Below are 19,968 nucleotides of genomic sequence, written 5' to 3'. Positions count from 1 at the left end.
GTCCGGAGCTGGACAGCGAACTCGCGCGGTTCCCACGAACTCGGTCCATGGTGGAAACGCAAAAGAGGCGGGCCGGGGAAGTAAAACCCCGGCCCGCCTCTTGCGCTGGAAAACAGCCCTTACGCGTGGGCCTTGATGGCTGCGGCGAGGACCTCGAGGCCGTCGATGAGCAGCTCGTCGCTGATGACCAGCGGCGGGAGCAGGCGGATGACGTTGCCGTAGGTGCCGCAGGTCAGGATGACGACGCCTTCCTGGAGGCAAGCAGCCGCAACAGCCTTGGTGAGCTCGGCGTTCGGTTCCTTGGAGCCGGCCTGAACCAGTTCGATGGCCAGCATGGCGCCGCGACCACGGACGTCGCCAACCACGGAAACTTCAGCTGCCAGTTCGCGGAGCTTGCCCAGGGCCAGCTCTTCGATGTGGCGGGCACGGCCGTTGAGGTCGTGCTGCTCCATGGTGTCGATGGCTGCCAGCGCTGCTGCACAAGCTACCGGGTTGCCACCGTAGGTGCCGCCGAGGCCGCCCGGGTGAACGGCGTCGAGCAGGTCCGCGCGACCGGTGATTGCCGAGAGCGGAAGGCCGCCGGCGATGCCCTTGGCCATGGTGATGATGTCCGGGACAACACCTTCGTGGTCAACGGCGAACCATTCGCCCGTGCGGCAGAAGCCGGACTGGACCTCATCGGCGATGAACACGATGCCCTTTTCCTTGGCCCATGCGGACAGTGCCGGCAGGAAGCCTTCGGCCGGAACAATGAAGCCACCTTCACCCTGGATGGGCTCGATGATGATCGCGGCAACCTGGTCGCCACCGATCTGCTTCTCGATCATGGTGATGGCACGCTTGGCGGCCTCGGCACCGGTGATCTCCGGGTTCTCTTCACGGAACGGGTAGCTCATGGGCATGCGGTAGACCTCGGGCGCGAACGGGCCGAAGTTGGTCTTGTACGGCATGGCCTTGGCAGTCAGTGCCATGGTCAGGTTGGTGCGGCCGTGGTAGGCGTGGTCGAAAGCTACGACGGCGTCGCGGCCGGTGGCCAGACGTGCAACCTTGACGGCGTTCTCCACAGCTTCAGCGCCGGAGTTGAACAGCACGGTGCGCTTGGCGTGGTCGCCCGGGGTCAGGCGGTTGAGCTGCTCGGCGACTGCAACGTAACCCTCGTACGGGGTCACCATGAAGCAGGTGTGCGTGAAGTGTGCGGCAGCTTCCTGCACGGCGGCGACGACGGCGGGATCGGACGCGCCGACGCTGGTCACGGCGATGCCGGAGCCGAGGTCGATGAAGGAGTTGCCGTCGACGTCGCGGATGATGCCGCCGTCGGCGTCTTCAACGTAGACGGGAACGCCGGAAGCAACGCCGGCAGCAACGACGGCGGCGCGACGCTCGGCAAGTGCCTGCGACTTGGGGCCGGGGAAAGTGCCGTTGATGTTGCGCTTCTGCTCGATGCGGTACGAGAGCTCGTTCGCGGTGGTGGTCATGGGTTTGCCTTTCTGGGAAATTCGTACGGGTGGGGCGGACGCGCTACGCGGCTGTGTCATGCATCCAATGCAGACATCACGTGCTTGATGCGCGTGTAGTCCTCCACGCCGTACATGGAGAGGTCCTTGCCGTAGCCGGACTGCTTGAAGCCACCGTGCGGCATCTCTGCCGTGAGGAGGATGTGGGTGTTGATCCAGACTGCACCGAAGTCCAGGTCGCGGCTCATGCGCATGGCCGTTCCGTGGTCGGTGGTCCAGACGCTGGAAGCCAAGGCGTACTCGACGTCATTGGCCATTTCGATCGCTTCTTCTTCAGTGCTGAACTTCTGGACGGTGATGACCGGTCCGAAGGTTTCCTTCTGCACGATGTCGTCGCTCTGCTTGGCGCCGGAGATGATGGTGGGCTCGAAGAAGAAGCCCTTCTCGCCTGCACGGTGGCCACCGGTTTCGATCTTGCAGTTCTCCGGGAGGTGCTCCACCACGGAGGTCACGGCGTTGAAGTGGTTCACGTTGTTGAGCGGGCCGAAGTAGTTGTCTTCGTCGTTCTGCGAGCCGGTGTGCAGGGTCTTGGTGTGCTCCACCATCGCTGCCACAACGTCGTCGTGGACCGAGTCCTCGATCAGCACGCGGGTGATGGCGGTGCAGTCCTGGCCGGCGTTGAAGAAAGCGAACTCGGCGATGGCCGCTGCGCTCTTCTTGATGTCGGCATCCTTGAAGACGATAGCCGGGGCCTTGCCGCCAAGTTCCAGGTGGGCACGCTTGAGGCCCTTGGCTGCGCCGCTGGCGACGGCGATGCCGGCGCGGACGGAACCGGTGATGGACACCAGGCCGGGGACCTTGTGGTCAACCATCATGGCGCCGGTCTCTCCAGTGCCGAGGACGACGTTGAGGACGCCGGCAGGGAAGATCTCGCCTGCGAGGCGGGCCAGGACGAGGGTGGATTCCGGCGTGGTGTCGGAGGGCTTGAGGACCACCGTGTTACCGGCAGCAAGTGCGGGGCCGATCTTCCAGATGGCCATCAGGAACGGGTAGTTCCACGGCGCAACCTGGGCCACGACGCCGATGGGTTCGCGGCGCACGTAGGAAGTGTGGCCTTCGAAGTACTCGCCCGCGGACTTGCCTTCCATGATGCGTGCAGCACCGGCGAAGAAGCGGAGCTGGTCTGCGCCTGCCGCGATCTCCTCGGAGGCGATCAGGGAGCGGACCTGTCCGGTGTTGCGGTGCTGAGCTTCGACCAGTTCGTCGCTGTGCGCCTCTACTGCGTCCGCGAGCTTGAGGAGCATGAGCTGGCGCTGGCCGGGGGTGGCCTTCTTCCACGACTTGAACGCTTCATTGGCAGCGGTCATGGCGGCGTCCACGTCGGCCTGGACCGAAATGGGCGACTTGGCAACGATGTCGCCGGTGGCAGGATTGACGATGTCCAGGAGACCCGTACCTGCCGGCGTAACGAATTCGCCATTGATGAAGTTCTGCAAGGTTTGAACCACGGCGTGCAACCCTCTTTCGGTGTCTGGGCATGGATTGAGCTGATCAGAGCCTATGCCAGGGAGGGGGTCCAAGGAATAGTCAGCTGCACACAGACGACCCCCTCCCTTAGTGCGCTTGCCCAGCGCCGGGTTACCCTTAATCCATGGCCATGTCCCTCGCTTCGCTCGTCGCTGTCCCCTCCCTCAAACTCCGCCAGGCTGGCCTCGCTGAGACCACGCTTAACCAGGACATCAGCTGGGTCGCGGTAACGGAGCTCGAGGATCCCCAGCGCTTCCTGAGCGGTGGCGAGTTGGTCCTCACCACGGGCTTGCGCCTCAAGAGCGCCGCGGACCAGCGCCGTTTTGTCCGGCAGGCCCAACGTGCCGGCGCGGTCGGGATCGGTTTCGGCATCGGCCTGACCCACGAGTCCGTCCCGGAGGCCCTGGTCGCCGAGGCCAACCGTTGGGGTCTGCCACTGGTGGAGGTGCCCTACGAGATCCCGTTCATTGCCATCGGCAAACTCGTTGCCGAGTCGCACTCCGCGGACCACTATGCCAACCTCGAACGCCTCCTGGCCGGGCACCAGATCCTGGCCCGCTCGCTCCTCACCGGAGGCGGGCTCAACGAACTCCTCAAACAGCTGGGCAGCATGCTCCGCACCGACGTTGTGCTCACCCAGTTCAGTGCCCAGCTTTACAACAGCGTGGTTGGGAAACCGGCGCCGACGGCGGATGGCTGGGCGTCGTACCCGATTCCCACCGGCCGCAGGGACGCCTGCACGCTGTGGTTGCGGCAGCCTTTCGTGGACTCCGGGATTGTGAGTTACGCGCAGAACCTGATCAGCGTGGAGCTCAACAACATGGTCAAGCAGCGGCAGTCGCAGCGGGCCATGGCGGGACAGGTGCTGGACGACGTCATTCACGGCACCTTGGAAACCATTGAAGCGGCCCGGCGCTTGGCAGGGGTAGGCATCAACAGCACACGGAAGAACGTGGTGTTGGTGGCGGAGTCCACGGCGCACCACAAACAACTGGTCAGCATCTCGCTCCCCCAAGCGCTGGAAGCCGGCGTCAGCGCCGTCGTCGGGAAGGACCTGGTCACGGTCATCAGCGACGACGGCAGTTCGGCCACCGCGCTGGCCAAGAGCCTCAGCGATCACCTGCAGGAAGCCGGCATCCATGCCGTGATTGGAATCGGTGGCGCCTACACGAAGCCGAACGGCTTGCGCTGGAGCTACTTTGAGGCGCGCGACGCCGTGGCGCACGGCTTGCCGGTCAACGAACCGGAACGCCTAAGCCTGACGTCCTTGTTGCTCGCCAGCGAGGATGTGCCCCTTGCCGATATGGCGAGCGAATCGCTGACTCCCCTCCGGAAGTTCGATGCCGCCCACGGAGCCGAGCTGGTGGCCACGTTGGAGAGCTACCTCAACCACAACGGATCAGTGGCAGCCGTGGCCGAAGCCCTGACGCTGCACCGGAACACCGTCCGCTACCGGCTGGCGCAGATCACCGAGCTCACGGGCTACGACCCCTCCCAGACGCAGGATCGCGTGCAGTTGTGGCTGGCGTTGGCCGTCCAGCGTCTGGGCTCGCGGAACCCCAGGTAGACCCCCTGGACGGAGAGGTTCGCCACAGAAGTGTGGACATTAGACGTCAAACGTCTAACCTTTAGTTATGGCTGCGACGACCCCTTTGACTCCCACGACAGGAAATATCCCTACGACCTGCCCCGCTGACACTGCTGGTTCGGTGACTTCGGCGAGCCAGGCAGTTCCAAAGACGCGCGTCGTCGCCGTCGTCGGCATTATCGCCGTGGTGCTCATTGGCCTTAACCTTCGCGCCGGGATCACCAGCGCCGCCGCCTTGTTCCACGATCTCCAGCAGGTCCTGGGTTACGGAGCCTTGGTTGCGTCCATCCTGCCGTCCATCCCGTTGCTCTGCTTCGCTGTCGCCGGAATGGGAACCTCGTGGCTGACCCGCCGCGTAGGTGTCGAGAAGGCCATCGCCATCGCATTGGCACTGCTCGCCGCTGGCTTGCTGGTGCGGGGTATTCCCGCGACCGGTGCCCTACTGGGCGGAACGGTGCTGGCAATGTCCGGCTTGGCCGTCTGCAACGTAGCCATGCCGTCGTTCATCCGGGAGCACTACTCCGAGCGCACGTCCATGATGACCGGCCTCTACACCTTCACCATGTCAGGCGGGGCCACCTTCGCCGCAGCGGTCAGTGTCCCCCTGTCCCAACAGCTCGGCTCTCCCTCGATGGGCCTGGCCGCTTGGGGCCTGCTGGGCGTTGCCGCGCTCCTGGGCTTCCTGCCCATGGTCCTGCACACGCACCGCAACAGCACCCGGACCGAGCGCGCCCGCGTCTCCATGTGGCCGCTCCTGCGCACCCGCCTCGGCATCCTGATCACCGCGATCTTCACGTTCCAGGCCTTCCTTGCCTACGCCGTGATGAGCTGGTTCGCCTACATCCTGACCTCGCAGGGCCTCAGCGCTTCCGAAAGCGGCCTGCAGTTCGGCGTCATGCAGCTCGTCTCCGTCGCTGCTGGCATGATCCTGCTCGCGTTCGGCTCCCGGCCGGGCATGCTGCGCCCAGCACTGTACCTCGCCAGCAGCTCCACGCTGTTGGCCATCGCCGCCATGATCTGGTTGCCCACATCCCTGGCAGTCGTGCCGGCTGTGCTGTTCGGTTTCGGCCTGGGCATCTTCCCGCTGGTCCTGGTGATCATCAGCCGCAGCGGACGTTCGACGGCGGAAACCACCGCCCTCTCCACCATCGCCCAATCGCTTGGATACTTGATTGCGGCAGTTGGCCCCTTTGGCATGGGACTCCTCCACAGCGCCACCGGCGGCTGGGTGCTGCCCCTGAGCCTGCTGTCGATCGTGGCGGTGGCACTCATGGTTACCTGCCACATGCTCACCAGCAAGCGCACTGCCACCAAGACCGGACCGAGGACAGCATGACCCTGACCCCTTCGCATCGCCCAGCCTTGGCCGAGGAAATCACGGCCAAGCTGCGGGACATGATCAAGTCCGGAGAGTGGCCCCTGCAGGAACGCATTCCTGCAGAACCGGAGCTGATGGCCTCGCTGGGCGTTTCCCGCGGCACCCTTCGGGAAGCCATCAAAGCCCTGGCGCACTCCGGGATGTTGGAAGTCCGTCGCGGCGACGGCACGTACGTCCGGGCGAACAGCGAGATGTCCGGCGCCGCCCAGCGGATGTATTTGGAGCACACGCAAGAGCACATTGTGGAGGTCCGGCTCGGCCTGGACACGCAGGCAGCCCGTTTGGCCACGAAGCATGCCACACCAGAGGACATCGCAGAGATGCGCCGCCTCCTCGCCCTTCGTCATGATGCGTGGCTCGCCGAGGACTACCCCTCGTGGGCCTCGGCCGACTGGGAATTCCACGAACGTGTGGCCGTGGCCTCCGGGAACCCCCTGCTTCACCAGTTGTACGTCTCGTTCGGCGGTGTCTTCCACAACGACCTCCTCCGCCAGCAGCGCAAGGGCGGCTTCAATGGCATTCCCCGCGAAGGGCATGACGAGTTGGTGGATGCGCTGGAAGCCCATGATCCCGATGCTGCGGTCAGCAGTGTGTACCGGAACCTGGACTTCTGCGCTGACCAGGCCCAGCCGTAAGTCTTACGGCACTGTTTCGATCCCCGCGCCGGCTGCGTCCTTGAACCTGGCATCAATCAGCACCACGTTCCGGCCCGCCCGGTCCAATAGGCTGGCCGCAATACTTGCGCGGTAACCCGTGGCGCAATGCACCCAGGTCCTCGCCACCGGCAGCTCTGGGATCCTCCCGGGCAGCTCATACACGGGCACGTTAAGCGCTCCACCCACGTGCGATGCTTCGAATTCCTCCGGCCTTCGAACGTCCAATACGACATCGTGGGGTGCCCGTTCTTTGGCCATGAGACTCCAGTTACCGTGGGGGTAGGAGGTTCGCTGAGAGTCAGGCGCCAAAGCGCCCGGTTCAGGCCCGACGGCGGCATCCGGACTTTCGATGCCGATCCTCGCCAGATCACGGATCGCCTGTTCCACCTCGTCCGCCGGCCCCAGTAAAGTGAGCGGCTGGTTCCACGGGATCACCCAGCCGATGTAGCTGGTGAAATTGTCCCCGCGACCGTATTCGAAGCTCACACTGCCCTGAAGATGGTTGTCCGCGAAGGCCACCCGATGCCTGAGGTCTACTACCCACTCCCCTGCCTTGAGGCGCCGCCCCAGCTCTTCGGCGTCCACGGACTCCGGCACATCCAATGACGCAGGCCCAACCCCGGCAGCATTGAGTGGGCTCATGTGGGCGTAATAGGACGGGTAGGCCGTGATGTTCGCCAACAGCTCTGCAACGAAGTGGCCCTCATTGGCGTCCGTCAGCGCGTGGTTGGAAGCTGCTTGCTCGGAGATGGTGGACGCTTCCTGGTGGCTGGCGGGCCCAATCGAACAAAACGAGCCGAAGCCGTGTGTCGGGTACAACGCCGCGTCGGGGCTGGCTTGGGAGGCCAGCCGCCGGACCGATGCGTACTGCTCATGCGCCAACGCAGCGGTGTCGTGGGGCGAGACCAGGTCCGTCCGTCCAACTGAACCGTAGAGCAGGCTGCCGCCGGAAAAAACGGCCTCCGTGCCGCCGTCGTGCGTTTCGTCCCGCACCACGTACGAAAGGTGCGTGTGGGTGTGTCCCGGGGTCGCCACAACCCGTACCAACAACCGGCCAATGCGCAGAACCTGGCCGTCGCTGACAGGAACCCGGGCGAAAGAGACGTGGTCCTCGGCGTTTACCAGGTAGTCAGCGCCGTGTTTCAAAGCCAGTACCAAACCGCCGGTGACGTAGTCATTGTGGAGGTGGGTTTCGGCCACATGCGTGATCCGCACGCCCGCAGCTGTGGCGGCGGCTTCCACCCGGTCAATGTCCCGTTGGGGGTCGATCACCAACGCCACGGTGCCATCATGCACCAGGTAGCTCCGGTCCCCCAGCTGGGGTGTCTCGATGACCACGACGTCCATACCCCACCATAAAACAACGCGGGGTCACTTAGGGCCCATCCGGAAGCCCCGGACCGGCCCTAAGTGACCCCGCGTTGTAGTTAAACTTCGGCCGTTACGCCGTCGCGGGAGATGTTGACCATGTCCTCGCGCGGCACAACCTTGATGCGCTCACGCTTGACCTCAACACCGTGCGAACCGCCGGCTTCGGTAGCCGCGGCGCCGAGGGCAAGCTCGTGCGCGTCGAGCGCAAGCCAGCCTTCCCAGCTGGTGAACTTCACGCCGCGGGCGTCGAGCAGATCCACGACGGCGTCTGCCGCAGGAACCTCGGCGACCGGCAGGTTTTCGCGGTCCTCCAGCAAGTAGGTCACGGTTTCCAGGGCATCGCCCTTGGTGTGGCCGATGAGGCCAACCGGACCGCGCTTGATCCAACCCGTAGCGTAAAGGCCCGGGACGTGCTGGCCGTCGGCATCCAGGACACGACCGCCGTCGTTCGTAATCACGCCCTTCTTGTGGTCGAACTCGACGTCCGGCAGGGCCGAACCGAAGTAGCCGATGGCACGGTAGACGGCCTGGACGGGGTAGTCGATGAACTCGCCGGTGCCGCGGGCGTTACCCGTGCCGTCCAGCTCGGTGCGCTCGAATTTGATACCGGCTACCTTGCCCGGAGTTTCGGTGGAGTCAACAATCTCAACCGGGCTGTGCAGGAAGTGCAGGTGCAGGCGACGGGACGCCGTGAGCTCGGAAAGGTCCTCGGGCTGCTCGGCGATCCAGTTGGTGAGTGTGCCAACCATGGTCTTGATCTGGTTGTTGCTCTGGATCTGGCGGTCGGATTCTTCGTCGAATTCGAAGTCCTCGGCGTAGAGGATGATGTCAACGTCCTTGGAGTGCGAGAGTTCGCGCAGTTCCAGAGGGGTGAACTTCACCTGTGCAGGACCGCGGCGGCCGAAGACGTGCACGTCGGTGACCGGGGAGGCCTTCAGGCCGGCGTAAACGTTGTCCGGGATTTCGGTGACCAGCAGGTCGTCGGCGTGCTTGGACAGGACACGGGCTACGTCCAAGGCCACGTTGCCGTTGCCCAGAACGGCGATTTCCTTGGCTTCCAGCGGCCATTCCCGGGGAACGTCCGGGTGTCCGTCGAACCAGGACACGAAGTCGGCCCCGCCGAAGGAGCCCTGGAGTTCGATGCCCGGAATGTTCAGGTCGGCGTCCTTGATGGCGCCGGTGGCGAAGATGATGGCGTCGTAGTGCTTGCGGAGGTCCTCGATGGAGATGTCCGTGCCGTAGTCCACGTTGCCGAAGAAACGGATGTCGCCGCGGTCAAGCACCTTGTGCAAAGCGTTGACGATGCCCTTGATGCGGGGGTGGTCCGGTGCAACGCCGTAGCGGATCAGGCCGTACGGTGCCGGGTAGCGGTCAAAGAGGTCGATGCTGACGGTGAGTTCGCCGCTCTTGACAGCTTCGCTCTTGGTCAGGATGTCCGCTGCGTACACGCCGGCCGGGCCGGAACCGATGACGGCGACGCGAAGCGGACGGTCCGCAGAACCTACGGGGGTGCTAATTGACACGGCTGTGTTCCTTCTTTTTCTCAGTTACTGCGGACACGGGGACGGTTGGGGGTGATGGTGCTGTAGTCAGCGGTCTTGAAATGCTCCGGAGCAAAGGGGCTGACACGGACGACATCGCCGATCACGATGACTGCCGGGCTGGCCACGCCAACGGCTTCCGCCTGGTCCGCGATGGTACCCAAGGTGCCGATGGTGACGCGCTGATCCGGCAAATACCCGTTCTCTACGATACCTACTGGTGTGTCCAAAGGCAGACCCGAGCCTGCCAGGGCAGCCGCGGAATCGCGCAATTGAGCCACTCCCATGAGCAACACCACAGTGTGGTCCGGGCGTGCGGGGACTTCGGACAGCTCTTCATGGCCGGTCACCACGCTGAAGCCCTTGGCCAGTCCGCGGTGCGTGATAGGAATGCCCGCTGCGGCCGGGACCGAGATGGCCGACGTCACGCCGGACACCACTTCAACCTCGACGCCGTTCTGCCGGCAGAATTCTGCTTCCTCACCACCGCGGCCCAGGACATAGGGATCGCCGCCTTTAAGACGGACCACGCGGTTGCCCTTAAGGGCTTCCTCAACGAGGATCCGGTTGATCTCAAGCTGCGGGACGGGATGGTGGCCGGGCGTCTTGCCGACTTCAATCACACGGACATCGGGAGCCAGTTCTTTCAGCAGCTCGCGCGGGCCGAGACGGTCGGCAACCACGACATCTGCTTGGCCCAGGAGGCGCCGACCGCGGACTGTGATGAGGCCGGAGTCGCCGGGACCGCCGCCCACCAAGGCGACGGAGCCAACTGGAGCCGTGCCGGAGGCGTCCGGTTTGCGGTGGCGGCGCAGCGGAAGGTCACCTGTTTCCAGGGCAGTGGCAACGGCATTTCGAAGAGCCATGGCGCGGCGCGGGTCTCCCCCGGCGTTGATGGCGATCTTGACGTCGTCCACCACGGCTACGGCGGGGGTCCACGCTGCTGAGGCTTCGTGGTCGGAGGCGTTGACGCACCAGATGCGCTGCGCTTCGGCGTCGGACGCTACTTGGGTGTCCACAGCGGAAGTGCCAGTGGCCGTCTGGACGAACCAGACGCCGTCGAGGTCTGACGTTACGTACTCGCGCTGCTCCACGGTGAGCAGCCCTGAAGCGGCCAGGCCGTGAAGGTTTTCGGTGGCAACGGGGGCGACCACGGTGACTTTCGCACCGGCGTCGAGCAGTCCCTTGGCTCGGCGCTCAGCCACGGGTCCGCCGCCCACCACCAGCACCGGGCGCCCGAGCAGCCGCAGCGCGGTGGGGTAAATGTCCTGTATTGCCATGAAAAAACTGTAGGGCGGGCTCGTAATATGCTTCAAAGGCTCGGAAACACCCGGTAACGCTGGGTAATCCGGCGTCACATATCTACCGGCCTAGTTCGGGGAAACCCTGTCTTTCAGCGTCAGGTAGTGGGCCCGCTGCTCCTTGCCCAGGTGCTCGATCGCGTAACGAAGCGTGGTCCGCGGCATGGTGGCGGCGTGCTCGTCGAGGAAAGCCAGAAGACGCTCGCGGCTGCTCCGGCCTGCGTCACGGATCCACCCGCCCACGGCTTTCTGGATCAGGTCCTCCGGGTCGTGAAGCAGGACCTCGGCGATGGCGAACGTGTCATCCAGCTGGCCTTCGCGGATGAACGCGGACGTCGCTACGATTGCTGTCCTGCGCTCCCACAAGTTCTCCGAGCGAGCCAGTTGGTACAGCGGGTCACGAGGCTTGTCCATCAGCCAGCCACCCACCACGCGTCCTGCCCCAAGATCCACCAAGTCCCAGTTATTGATCCGGTCATGCTTCCGCAAGTAGAGCTCGTAGAGGCGTTGGCGACGCTCTTCGGTGGTCTTCTTTTTCTGGGCTTGGAGCGACATGATCTTCACGGCTCCTGCGCGGGCCTCGTGGATGTCCTGCTCCAGAAGCTGCTCGATGTCCTCCATCGACATGGCTGCGAACTCTTTGCTCAACGTGAAAACCTCACCCATGCGCACGCCCATAAAGAAGTCACCCTCGGCATAGTCGCCCTTGCCGGTCTTGAAATACCGCTGGTATTTAGCTTGCTCCACGTCCGACTGACGGATTTTCAGGCGCTGCAAAAATGCGACGGCGGTGGGCTGCGTTCCCGGCGCGGGCGCGGCAGGCTTGCGGGCCTTTCCGTCTTTGGGCGCCTTACCGTCCTTGGGAGCCTTACCGTCCTTGGGGGTCATGACTCCATCATGCGCCTAAAAGACCGACCAGCCAGTGCGGGTGGTGAATTCGTCCAGTGCCGCTACTCCCGCAACCGAATTCCCGGACCTTCCCAGGCCCGGACTCCACACGCTGATGGAGCACTTGTTGGGAACCACGGCAACGATTCCACCGCCCACCCCGCTCTTGCCCGGCAGACCCACCCGGTAAGCGAACTCGCCCGCGGCGTCGTAGGTTCCGCAGGTCAGCATGACGGCATTGATGCGCTTGGTCTGGGCTGGAGACAGCAGCAGGTTTCCGTCCACGCCCAGACCATTCGAGGCAAGGAAACGGGTGGCGAGCGCCAAGTCCTCGCAGGTCATGGCGAGCGCGCATTGCTTTGCGTAGGAGTCCAGGACATCCTCGACAGGATTCTCCAGGTTTCCGCAGCTCGCAAGGAAGTGCGCCAAGGAAGCGTTGCGGTGGCTATTGGCCAGTTCCGAGCCGGCAACACGCTGATCGGTGTCGATGCTTTCCTTGGTGGTTTCCTGCCGCATCAGGTCCCGCACGGCGTGCGCTGCGTTGCCGGTCAGGCTCAGGAGCCGGTCCGTCACCACAATCGCACCGGCGTTGATGAAGGGGTTGCGGGGAATGCCTTCCTCGCTCTCCAGCTGAACCAAGGAGTTGAACGGATTGCCCGATGGTTCGCGGAAGACCCTCTTCCAGATGTGGTCGCCGTCGGAAGCCAGCACAAGGGCGAGAGCGAACACCTTGGAGATGCTTTGAATGGAGAACTCCACGTGCGCATCACCCGCCGAGAAGACTTCACCGTCGCGGGTAACTACCGAGATCCCGAATTGATACGGGTCAACAGCACCGAGTTGCGGAATGTAGTCAGCCACATTTCCTTGGCCGATATGCGGTTGAACTGCTCCGACGATGTCGTCGAGGAGGTTTTGAATGTCCACAGTTCTAGCCTTTGGTCCCTGCATAGGTCCAGAGCCTGATCTGAAGGTGTGCCAGCAGGCGTTCATCCGCGGATTGCAGGTCCAGGCCAGCCACTTCGCAGGCACGGCGAAGCCTGTAATGAACAGTGTTTCGGTGGACAGCCATTTCCTCGGCGCACCGGTTCACGTCACCGAAGAACTCCAGGTAGGTCAGGAGGGTCAGCGCGAATTCCGGATAGCGGCTGCAAAGCCGGGTGATACCCGCATGACGCAAACCGGTCCGTGATTCCAACAGTTCCAGCAGTTCCCGGGTCAGGACGGTGGTCTCAACGTCGCTGTACGAGGCAACGCGAACATCGGGGGTTGATTCCATGACTTTCAGGACGCTGCGCACATGGTCAAGAGTGGCTTGCAGTGCGTCCAGGCGTGGAACGATGGGGCCTACTGCTGCCTGCACTTGGAAGTGGAGGTGGGTGGTGGCATCACGGACAATCGTGTTGACCAGCCGATTGATGGCGGGCAGCGATTTCTGCGGGTCCAGGTCCGGGAGAATGATGGCGGTCTCCATGCCAAGCGCACCCACCACCGCGCCTGGCCGGTAAGCCGCGGCATGAATCGAGGCCACTTTGGAGAGTTCGCCCCTGCGCAGCTGGAGACCGGCTGCGCTTTGGCTGAGGCCCCCTGCAGAAATCAGAACCAAAGCCGCTGGTTTGGAGGGATCGATTCCAGCAGCTTGGGCTTGGGAATGAACTTGTGCCGTGCCGCTGAGCAGGCTGGATACCCGGTCCTCCCGCATCGATTGCGACTGCTCGTTGCGGTGCCGTACCAGCTCAATGGCTGCGTGCCGGGCGGCGCCTACCATGATGCGGTCAGTGTTTTCCGCCAGGGGTTCTGCGCCTTCCTGCAACCAGATGTATCCCATGACCCGGCTGCCGGCGTGAATGCCGATTGCTACGCGTTCCCGAAGCCCGGCCTCCAGGTTGGCCTCCACATGAACGGGTGCTTCAGTGGCTTGCAGATGCTTGTAAACTCCTGATTCCTTCAAGAGTTTCTGGTATTTCTCAGGGCCACGCCGCGCCAGGATGGACAGCCTTCGAAGCTCATCAACGTCATTGGACGCAGGCGAGTAGGCAAGCACCCTGTTGCCCGGATCTTCGATCACCACGTGGCCGTTGGTCAGCGTGGCTGTAGTTTGCGCGATCGCAAACAGGTCCCGGTGGACGGCGTTTGGGGATTCCCCCGGCACATGGTTTTCGCGGATCCGGTCCAGTGCGATGCTTTCGAATTTGTCCCAGCGGAGTCCGGGAGCCACGGCCACCAGGCCAATACCCGTTGCCTGGAGCAACTCAGCAGCGGCCTCCAGCTCGCGCTCACTGCCCTTGACTGCTATCGCGGTGGGGCGGCCGGCAATGATGCGACGAAGTGCGGGGAGGGCGGCACGTCCACGGACACCAATCAGCATGACCAGCACCCGGGGGCGGATCTCATCGTCGTCTTCAGCGTCGACAATGACTGTTTCACTGACAGTTCTGTTGTCACTTGCAGGGGCCAGCACCAACCGGGCGTTGTCGACGCCAAGGTCTTCCAGGACGTCGCTCAATAAGGTGACGACACCGTCGTCGTCAATGTCCAAAGCGTTCAACGAAGCTATCGCTTCCTTTCCTCATCAGTGTCTTCGGCAAGACGCTTCCTCGCCATTGAGGGGCGCAGCCGGTACCTGTACGCAGGCACGCACAGCGAGAAACATTACCGGCCCTTCAGAACACCAGTGTTGTCCGCCCGGCACAAGAGCCGGCCCTGGAATTTGGTTCGCCAGCCAATTTGTCGGCGACGGCGGCGACCTAGAGTTGGTGACTGTCCCAAACACCACAAAGCCTGTCTGCACCACGGCCAAATTCAGGTACATCAAGCCGGCAGGCCACCCCCACGTTTTGGAGTATTGGGCCACCTAAGGTGGCAACGGAGTCAAAGGAGACCCCCGAAGTGATACCCACCCCTGCGTCCACACAGACCCTTTCCGCCCCCAAAGATTCCCCGAAGGATTCCCCGAAAGACTTAGCCGCAGCGCCGTCGTCGAACGCTGTCGCCCCGGAGGAAAGCGGCTACCGCAAAACCCTCAAGCCCCGGCAAATTCAGATGATCGCCATTGGCGGTGCGATCGGAACCGGGCTCTTCATGGGCGCCGGAGGCCGGCTAAACGGGTCCGGGCCCGCGCTGGTGCTCGTTTATGCCGTCTGCGGATTCTTCGCATTCCTGATCCTCCGGGCGCTGGGCGAACTGGTGCTGTACCGCCCCACGTCCGGCTCATTCGTTTCCTACGCCCGGGAGTTCTACGGCGAAAAGATGGCCTACGCGGCGGGATGGCTCTACTTCCTGAACTGGGCCATGACCTCCATTGTGGACGTCACCGCCGTTGCCCTCTACGTGAAGTTCTGGGGCCAATATTGGGCGCCCATCAATGACATCCCGCAGTGGTTGATCGCGTTGATCGCTCTGGTAGTGGTGCTCTCCTTGAACCTGGTGTCCGTGAAGATCTTCGGCGAGATGGAGTTCTGGTTCGCCATGATCAAGGTGGGCGCCCTGGTGACGTTCCTCGTGGTGGGCATCTGCTTCATTGTTTTCGGCGGCCGGACGGACGTTGGCGTTCCGGGCTTCAACGTCATCGCTGAGAACGGTGGCATGTTCCCCATGGGCTCCGTGGCGCCGCTCCTGGCCATCAGCGGCGTGGTGTTCGCCTACGCCGCCGTGGAGCTGGTGGGCACTGCAGCCGGCGAAACCGCCAACCCCCACAAGGTGATGCCCAAGGCCGTGAACACCGTAGTAATCCGCATCGGGGTGTTCTACGTGGGCTCCGTCCTGCTGCTCTCGCTCCTGCTTCCCTTCACGTCCTACAAGGCCGGCGAGTCCCCCTTTGTCACCTTCTTCTCGCACCTCGGCGATCCGCAGGCCGGAGCCATCTCCGCGTCCGTGATGAACTTCGTGGTCCTCACCGCCGCGCTCTCCAGCCTCAACGCCGGCCTCTATTCCACTGGCCGCATCCTCCGGTCCATGGCTGTGAATGGCTCGGCTCCGCAATTCACCGGACGGATCAGCGCGTCCGGAGTGCCCTACGGTGGCATCCTCCTGACAGCGGTCATCACCTTGGTGGGCGTTGGATTGAACGCCGTTGTCCCCTCGCAGGTCTTTGAGATCGTGCTGGAAATCTCGGCGGTGGGCATCATCGGCGGCTGGGCCACCATCATGCTCTGCCACATCAAGCTCCAGCGGTGGGTCCGCAGCGGCAAGGTGGTCCGCCCGGCCTTCCGGCTGTTCGGAGCACCCTTTACCTCCTACCTCACGCTTGGGTTCCTCGCCTTTGTGGTCGTAACCATGGGCTTCTCGGAAACGGGCCGCTGGGTTCTCGCGTCATTGCTGGTGCTGGTGCCGCTCCTGATCGCGGGCTGGTATGCGTATCGCGGCCGCATCCGCACAGCGCTGACGTCTTAGACCCTTCCCAGTTCGAAAGTGAAACACATGAGCAACCCTTCCCCGTCCCTCAAAATCGGCACGCCAAGCCGGGCTTGGCGGTCCCGAGCCGATGCGTGGGAATTCCTGGGGTACGCGCTCAGGCAGCTTGCCTCAGCCAGGCACCAGGAGCCCGGCCTGTTGTCCCAGATCCACCGAAGCCTTGCCCTCCTGGCGGCGGTGGAACCGTATTGGGCAGAGCCCGGAGTCAACGCCGTGGCGCAGTTGCGCCAATTAATCGACGACGGCGAACCCCAGGCCGCGCTCCAGCTTCTGGGCGGTTTGTCCCACCTCCCGCTCGCCTCTGCCGGGGAAACAGCTGCGGTGCCGCGCGCTGAGCTCCCGGACGAGGAAGTTGTTGACCAGTCCGAGCCGGCGGAGCGGCCACGCTTTGAGGTCCTGGTGGTGGATACCATTGAGCCCGAAGAAGCCGAGGCGCTCAAGAACACCATGGCTGCGCAGCGCCGCCCTTCGGATGCGTTCACGTACACGGTCAACGTGGTTCCCAGCTATGAGGATGCCTTGGTGGCCATCATGCTGAACCCCGATATCCAGTCCGTTGTTCTTCGCCCGGGCTTCTCCCTCCGCAGCTCCCACCTGTTGGGCAGCGACCTCCGGAGGTTCCTGGCCCGGCATACCTCCGCAGACTTGCAGGACTCGCGACCCATCAGACGGATCCTTGCGCTGGCCGATGCAATTTCCGGGCTGCGGCCGGAACTGGACGTCTACTTGGTGGCAGGGGTTTCCATCGAGTCCCTGGCGGGATCCCTCACCAGGAAGTTCCGGCGGATTTTCCGGCGACAGGATCATTTGGACCTGCATCTGTCACTGCTGTCCGGGGTGGCTGAACGCTACGAAACGCCGTTCTTCACCGCTCTGCAGGACTACAGCCGCCGCCCGGCCAGCGTCTTCCACGCCCTGCCGATTTCCCGGGGCGCGTCGGTGGGGACTTCACCGTGGATCCGGGACATGGCCGATTTTTATGGGACAAACCTGCTGCTGGCCGAAACCTCCGCCACCTCGGGCGGTCTGGACTCTTTGCTGGATCCGCATGGGTCCATCAAACGCGCGCAGGAACTCGCGGCCCGGGCCTTCGGGGCGCAACGAACCTACTTTGTCACCAACGGCACGTCCACGGCCAACAAAATTGTGCATCAATCGCTGCTTGCCCCGGGCGATGTTGTGCTGGTGGACCGGAACTGCCACAAATCGCACCACTACGCGTTCGTGCTCGCGGGCGCCCGGGTTTCGTACCTGGACGCCTATCCCTTGGACAAGTACGCCTTTTATGGTGCTGTCCCCCTGGCCAGCCTCAAACGCAGGCTGCTGGAATACCGGCGGGCAGGCAGGCTTCACGAGGTGAAAATGGTGACTCTCACCAACTGCACCTTTGACGGCGTTGTGTACGACGTGGAAAGGGTCATGGAGGAATGCCTGGCCATCAAACCGGATCTCGTCTTCCTGTGGGATGAGGCGTGGTTTGCCTTCGCCCGCTCCCATCCGGTGTACCGCCGTCGAACCGGCATGGCGGCTGCAGCCTCCCTGGAAGCTTCCTTCAGCGATTCTGCCTACGCAGCCCGGTACGCGGAACAGGCAGCCGCCCTTCATGACCCGGTCACCGGCGAACCCATTGATGACGAAACCTGGCTCACCACCAGGCTGATTCCGGATCCTGCCAAGGCACGTTTGCGGGTCTACGCAACGCAGTCGACCCACAAAACGTTGACCTCGCTGCGGCAGGGTTCAATGATCCACGTGTTTGACCAGGACTTTGCCGGCTCCAACCGGGAATCCTTCCGCGAGGCGTACATGACCCACACGTCCACCTCGCCCAACTACCAGATTCTGGCGTCCTTGGACATTGGCAGACGACAGGTGGAACTGGAAGGTTTCGGCCTGGTGCAACGGCAATCCGACCTTGCCATGTCCGTGGCCCAAGCCGTAGCCCGGCACCCCCTGCTGAAGAAGTACTTCCGGGTGCTTTCCTCGCGGGACCTCATCGGTCCGCGCTACAGGGAAACCGGCTCCAGCATGCCGCTGCGGGATGGGCTGGCTGAGTTGGAAGATGCGTGGCTACGTGACGAGTTCGTCATCGACCCCAGCCGCCTCACGCTGGACATCAGCAGGACAGGGATCGACGGCGATACTTTCCGCCACAGCTACCTCATGGATGATCACGGCATCCAAGTGAACAAAACGTCCCGGAACACGGTGCTGTTCATGACCAACATCGGCACGTCCCGCAGCTCCGTAGCGTACCTGATCGAGGTCCTCGTCAAGCTGGCCGAGGGTTTTGAGAATCCACATCCTTCGGCGCGGGCTCGGACGTTACCTGCCTCATCCGATGCCCCGCGTCCCACTCCCCCGCTCCCGGATTTCAGCACTTTCGCCGCGCGCTTCCGTACTGATGATTCCTGCGAGGACGGTGATATCCGGGCCGCCTACTTTGAGAGTTACAAGCCCGATTCCACGGTGTACCTGTCCGCAGCCCAAGTGGCTGCGGCGGTGGCCGAAGGACAGGAAGTGATCTCGGCAGGGTTCGTTACGCCGTATCCGCCCGGGTTCCCCATCCTTGTCCCTGGGCAGGTGATCACGCGGGAGACCCTCGAATTCATGGCTGCTTTGGATACCCGGGAAATCCACGGATTCGATCACGAACGGGGGTACCGGGTATTCGTGGAGCCTGCTTCTTCTTCTGTTCTCGAGCTGTTGGCGGTGGCGTCCTAGGCTTTCGCGTTCCAACCGAAAGCAGGGGCGACGTGCTTGGCGACGTTGCCCAGCAGCTTGGCGTTGTAGTCGACGCCTAGCTGGTTGGGCACTGTAAGCAGGACCGTGTCGGCTGCTTGCACGGCTGCGTCCTTCGCCAGTTCGTCCGCTAATTGATCCGGCTCGCCGATGTAGCTTTTCCCGAAACGGGACAACGCGCCGTCGAGAATTCCTACCTGGTCCTGGCTGTCCGCTTGGGCACGCAGACCGAAATAGTGGTTGTCTTGGCTGTCGACGATCGGAATCACGCTTCGGCTGACGGAGATCCTTGGCTCGAAGTCGTGCCCGGCGGCGGCCCAAGCTTCGCGGAACATCCGGATCTGCTCTGCCTGCAGTTCGTCGAAGGGAACACCGGTGTCCTCGGTAAGAAGGGTTGAGCTCATCAGGTTCATCCCCTGCTCAGCAGCCCACACGGCCGTTTTGCGGGTTCCGGCGCCCCACCAGATCCGCTGAGGGAGGCCGGGTGACTGGGGTTGGATGGGCAGCAGACCTGTGGTCCCACCGGCGTAGTGCGGGTCCGCTTCGGCCACCCCGTGCCCGGCGATGGCTTTGCGGAACAATGCGGTGTGGCGGCGGGCCATGTCGCCGCCGTCCTCACCGTCCTCGGGGACGTAGCCGAAGTTCGCTGCTCCGTTCCGTGCGGGTTCGGGTGAACCACGGCTCACTCCGAGCTGCAACCGCCCATCACTGATGAGGTCTGTGGCGGCTGCTTCCTCGGCCATGTAGAGCGGGTTTTCGTAGCGCATGTCGATGACGCCGGTGCCCATCTCGATCCGGCTGGTCCGCGCCGCAATAGCACTCAGCAGTGGAAAGGGCGATGCTTGCTGCCGGGCGAAGTGGTGCACCCGGAAGAAGGCTCCGTCGATGCCCAGTTCCTCAGCGGCCACAGCGAGTTCAATGCCCTGTTTCAGGGCCTCCCCAGCCGTTGGCACGAGGGAACCCGGGACGCGGGCCCAGTGACCGAAGGAGAGGAAACCGATCCGTTTGTTGTGCATGTTCGGGACAACTCTTCACGGTGCCGGGAAATTCCACCGGCACCGTGCCCGCTCAGGGTCCATAGTCCGTCACTTCGCATTACCTGTGCAAAT

At 63.4% G+C, this 19,968-nt stretch carries 14 protein-coding genes; 5 read left to right on the top strand and 9 right to left on the bottom strand.

All coding sequences use genetic code 11. The annotated features are described in order from the left end of the window. Nucleotides 1–119 precede the first annotated feature (119 nt). Together gabT and ACNQOP_RS14190 are read right to left on the bottom strand one after the other, a co-directional pair. Nucleotides 120–1,475 (bottom strand): 4-aminobutyrate--2-oxoglutarate transaminase, encoded by a 1,356-nt coding sequence (gene gabT / locus ACNQOP_RS14195; RefSeq protein WP_257370628.1) that lies wholly within the window; start codon nucleotides 1,473–1,475, stop codon nucleotides 120–122. Nucleotides 1,476–1,531: 56 nt separating this feature from the next. Then, nucleotides 1,532–2,962 (bottom strand): gamma-aminobutyraldehyde dehydrogenase, encoded by a 1,431-nt coding sequence (locus ACNQOP_RS14190; protein ID WP_235517220.1) that lies wholly within the window; start codon nucleotides 2,960–2,962, stop codon nucleotides 1,532–1,534. Between the two features lie 143 nt (nucleotides 2,963–3,105). Between ACNQOP_RS14190 and ACNQOP_RS14185 the strand changes: the two genes are divergently transcribed. The 3 genes from ACNQOP_RS14185 to ACNQOP_RS14175 all read left to right on the top strand — a co-directional run bounded on the left by ACNQOP_RS14185 (nucleotide 3,106) and on the right by ACNQOP_RS14175 (nucleotide 6,582). Next, nucleotides 3,106–4,548, top strand: a complete 1,443-nt coding sequence (locus ACNQOP_RS14185; RefSeq protein ID WP_416404878.1) for a PucR family transcriptional regulator — start codon at nucleotides 3,106–3,108, stop codon at nucleotides 4,546–4,548. Between the two features lie 67 nt (nucleotides 4,549–4,615). Further along, nucleotides 4,616–5,905: an MFS transporter gene (locus ACNQOP_RS14180; protein ID WP_416404876.1), complete on the top strand. Its 1,290-nt coding sequence runs from the start codon at nucleotides 4,616–4,618 to the stop codon at nucleotides 5,903–5,905. Next, nucleotides 5,902–6,582 (top strand): FadR/GntR family transcriptional regulator, encoded by a 681-nt coding sequence (locus ACNQOP_RS14175; protein WP_416404875.1) that lies wholly within the window; start codon nucleotides 5,902–5,904, stop codon nucleotides 6,580–6,582. The genes ACNQOP_RS14180 and ACNQOP_RS14175 overlap by 4 nt, the downstream gene beginning before the upstream one ends. 3 nt (nucleotides 6,583–6,585) lie before the next feature. On the opposite strand, the gene ACNQOP_RS14170 is transcribed toward ACNQOP_RS14175, so the two are convergent. From ACNQOP_RS14170 to ACNQOP_RS14145, 6 genes are all read right to left on the bottom strand, one after another. Then, nucleotides 6,586–7,950 (bottom strand): MBL fold metallo-hydrolase, encoded by a 1,365-nt coding sequence (locus tag ACNQOP_RS14170; RefSeq protein WP_416404874.1) that lies wholly within the window; start codon nucleotides 7,948–7,950, stop codon nucleotides 6,586–6,588. Nucleotides 7,951–8,030: 80 nt separating this feature from the next. Beyond that, nucleotides 8,031–9,497, bottom strand: coding sequence for an FAD-dependent oxidoreductase (locus tag ACNQOP_RS14165; RefSeq protein WP_257370634.1), 1,467 nt, complete (start codon nucleotides 9,495–9,497; stop codon nucleotides 8,031–8,033). 20 nt (nucleotides 9,498–9,517) lie between these two features. Beyond that, nucleotides 9,518–10,795 (bottom strand): uroporphyrinogen-III C-methyltransferase, encoded by a 1,278-nt coding sequence (gene cobA, locus ACNQOP_RS14160; RefSeq protein WP_416404873.1) that lies wholly within the window; start codon nucleotides 10,793–10,795, stop codon nucleotides 9,518–9,520. Nucleotides 10,796–10,885: 90 nt separating this feature from the next. Further along, the gene (locus tag ACNQOP_RS14155) at nucleotides 10,886–11,704 is read right to left on the bottom strand and encodes a DNA alkylation repair protein (RefSeq protein ID WP_416404872.1); all 819 of its coding nucleotides are present in this window, start codon (nucleotides 11,702–11,704) and stop codon (nucleotides 10,886–10,888) included. A 15-nt stretch (nucleotides 11,705–11,719) separates the two neighbouring features. Next, entirely contained in the window at nucleotides 11,720–12,631 is a 912-nt protein-coding gene (locus ACNQOP_RS14150; RefSeq protein ID WP_257370637.1) for a glutaminase, read from the bottom strand. A 4-nt stretch (nucleotides 12,632–12,635) separates the two neighbouring features. Continuing rightward, a complete protein-coding gene (locus ACNQOP_RS14145; protein WP_416404871.1) occupies nucleotides 12,636–14,252 on the bottom strand; it encodes a helix-turn-helix domain-containing protein in 1,617 nt (538 codons plus the stop codon). Between the two features lie 341 nt (nucleotides 14,253–14,593). Here ACNQOP_RS14145 and ACNQOP_RS14140 point away from each other — a divergent pair, with 341 nt between their 5' ends. Next, nucleotides 14,594–16,096 carry an amino acid permease gene (locus ACNQOP_RS14140; protein WP_416404870.1) on the top strand — a complete coding sequence of 501 codons (1,503 nt, stop codon included), beginning with the start codon at nucleotides 14,594–14,596 and terminating at the stop codon, nucleotides 16,094–16,096. Nucleotides 16,097–16,123: 27 nt separating this feature from the next. Beyond that, nucleotides 16,124–18,841: an aminotransferase class I/II-fold pyridoxal phosphate-dependent enzyme gene (locus ACNQOP_RS14135; protein WP_416404869.1), complete on the top strand. Its 2,718-nt coding sequence runs from the start codon at nucleotides 16,124–16,126 to the stop codon at nucleotides 18,839–18,841. Here ACNQOP_RS14135 and ACNQOP_RS14130 read toward each other — a convergent pair. Next, nucleotides 18,838–19,875, bottom strand: coding sequence for an LLM class flavin-dependent oxidoreductase (locus ACNQOP_RS14130; protein WP_416404868.1), 1,038 nt, complete (start codon nucleotides 19,873–19,875; stop codon nucleotides 18,838–18,840). The two genes, ACNQOP_RS14135 and ACNQOP_RS14130, sit on opposite strands and share 4 nt — an antisense overlap. Nucleotides 19,876–19,968 lie beyond the last annotated feature (93 nt).

Origin of the sequence: Arthrobacter sp. LFS091, assembly GCF_047977885.1 — a bacterium.
Taxonomy (GTDB): Bacteria; Actinomycetota; Actinomycetes; order Actinomycetales; family Micrococcaceae; genus Arthrobacter.
This window is presented reverse-complemented; position numbering and strand designations above follow the sequence as displayed.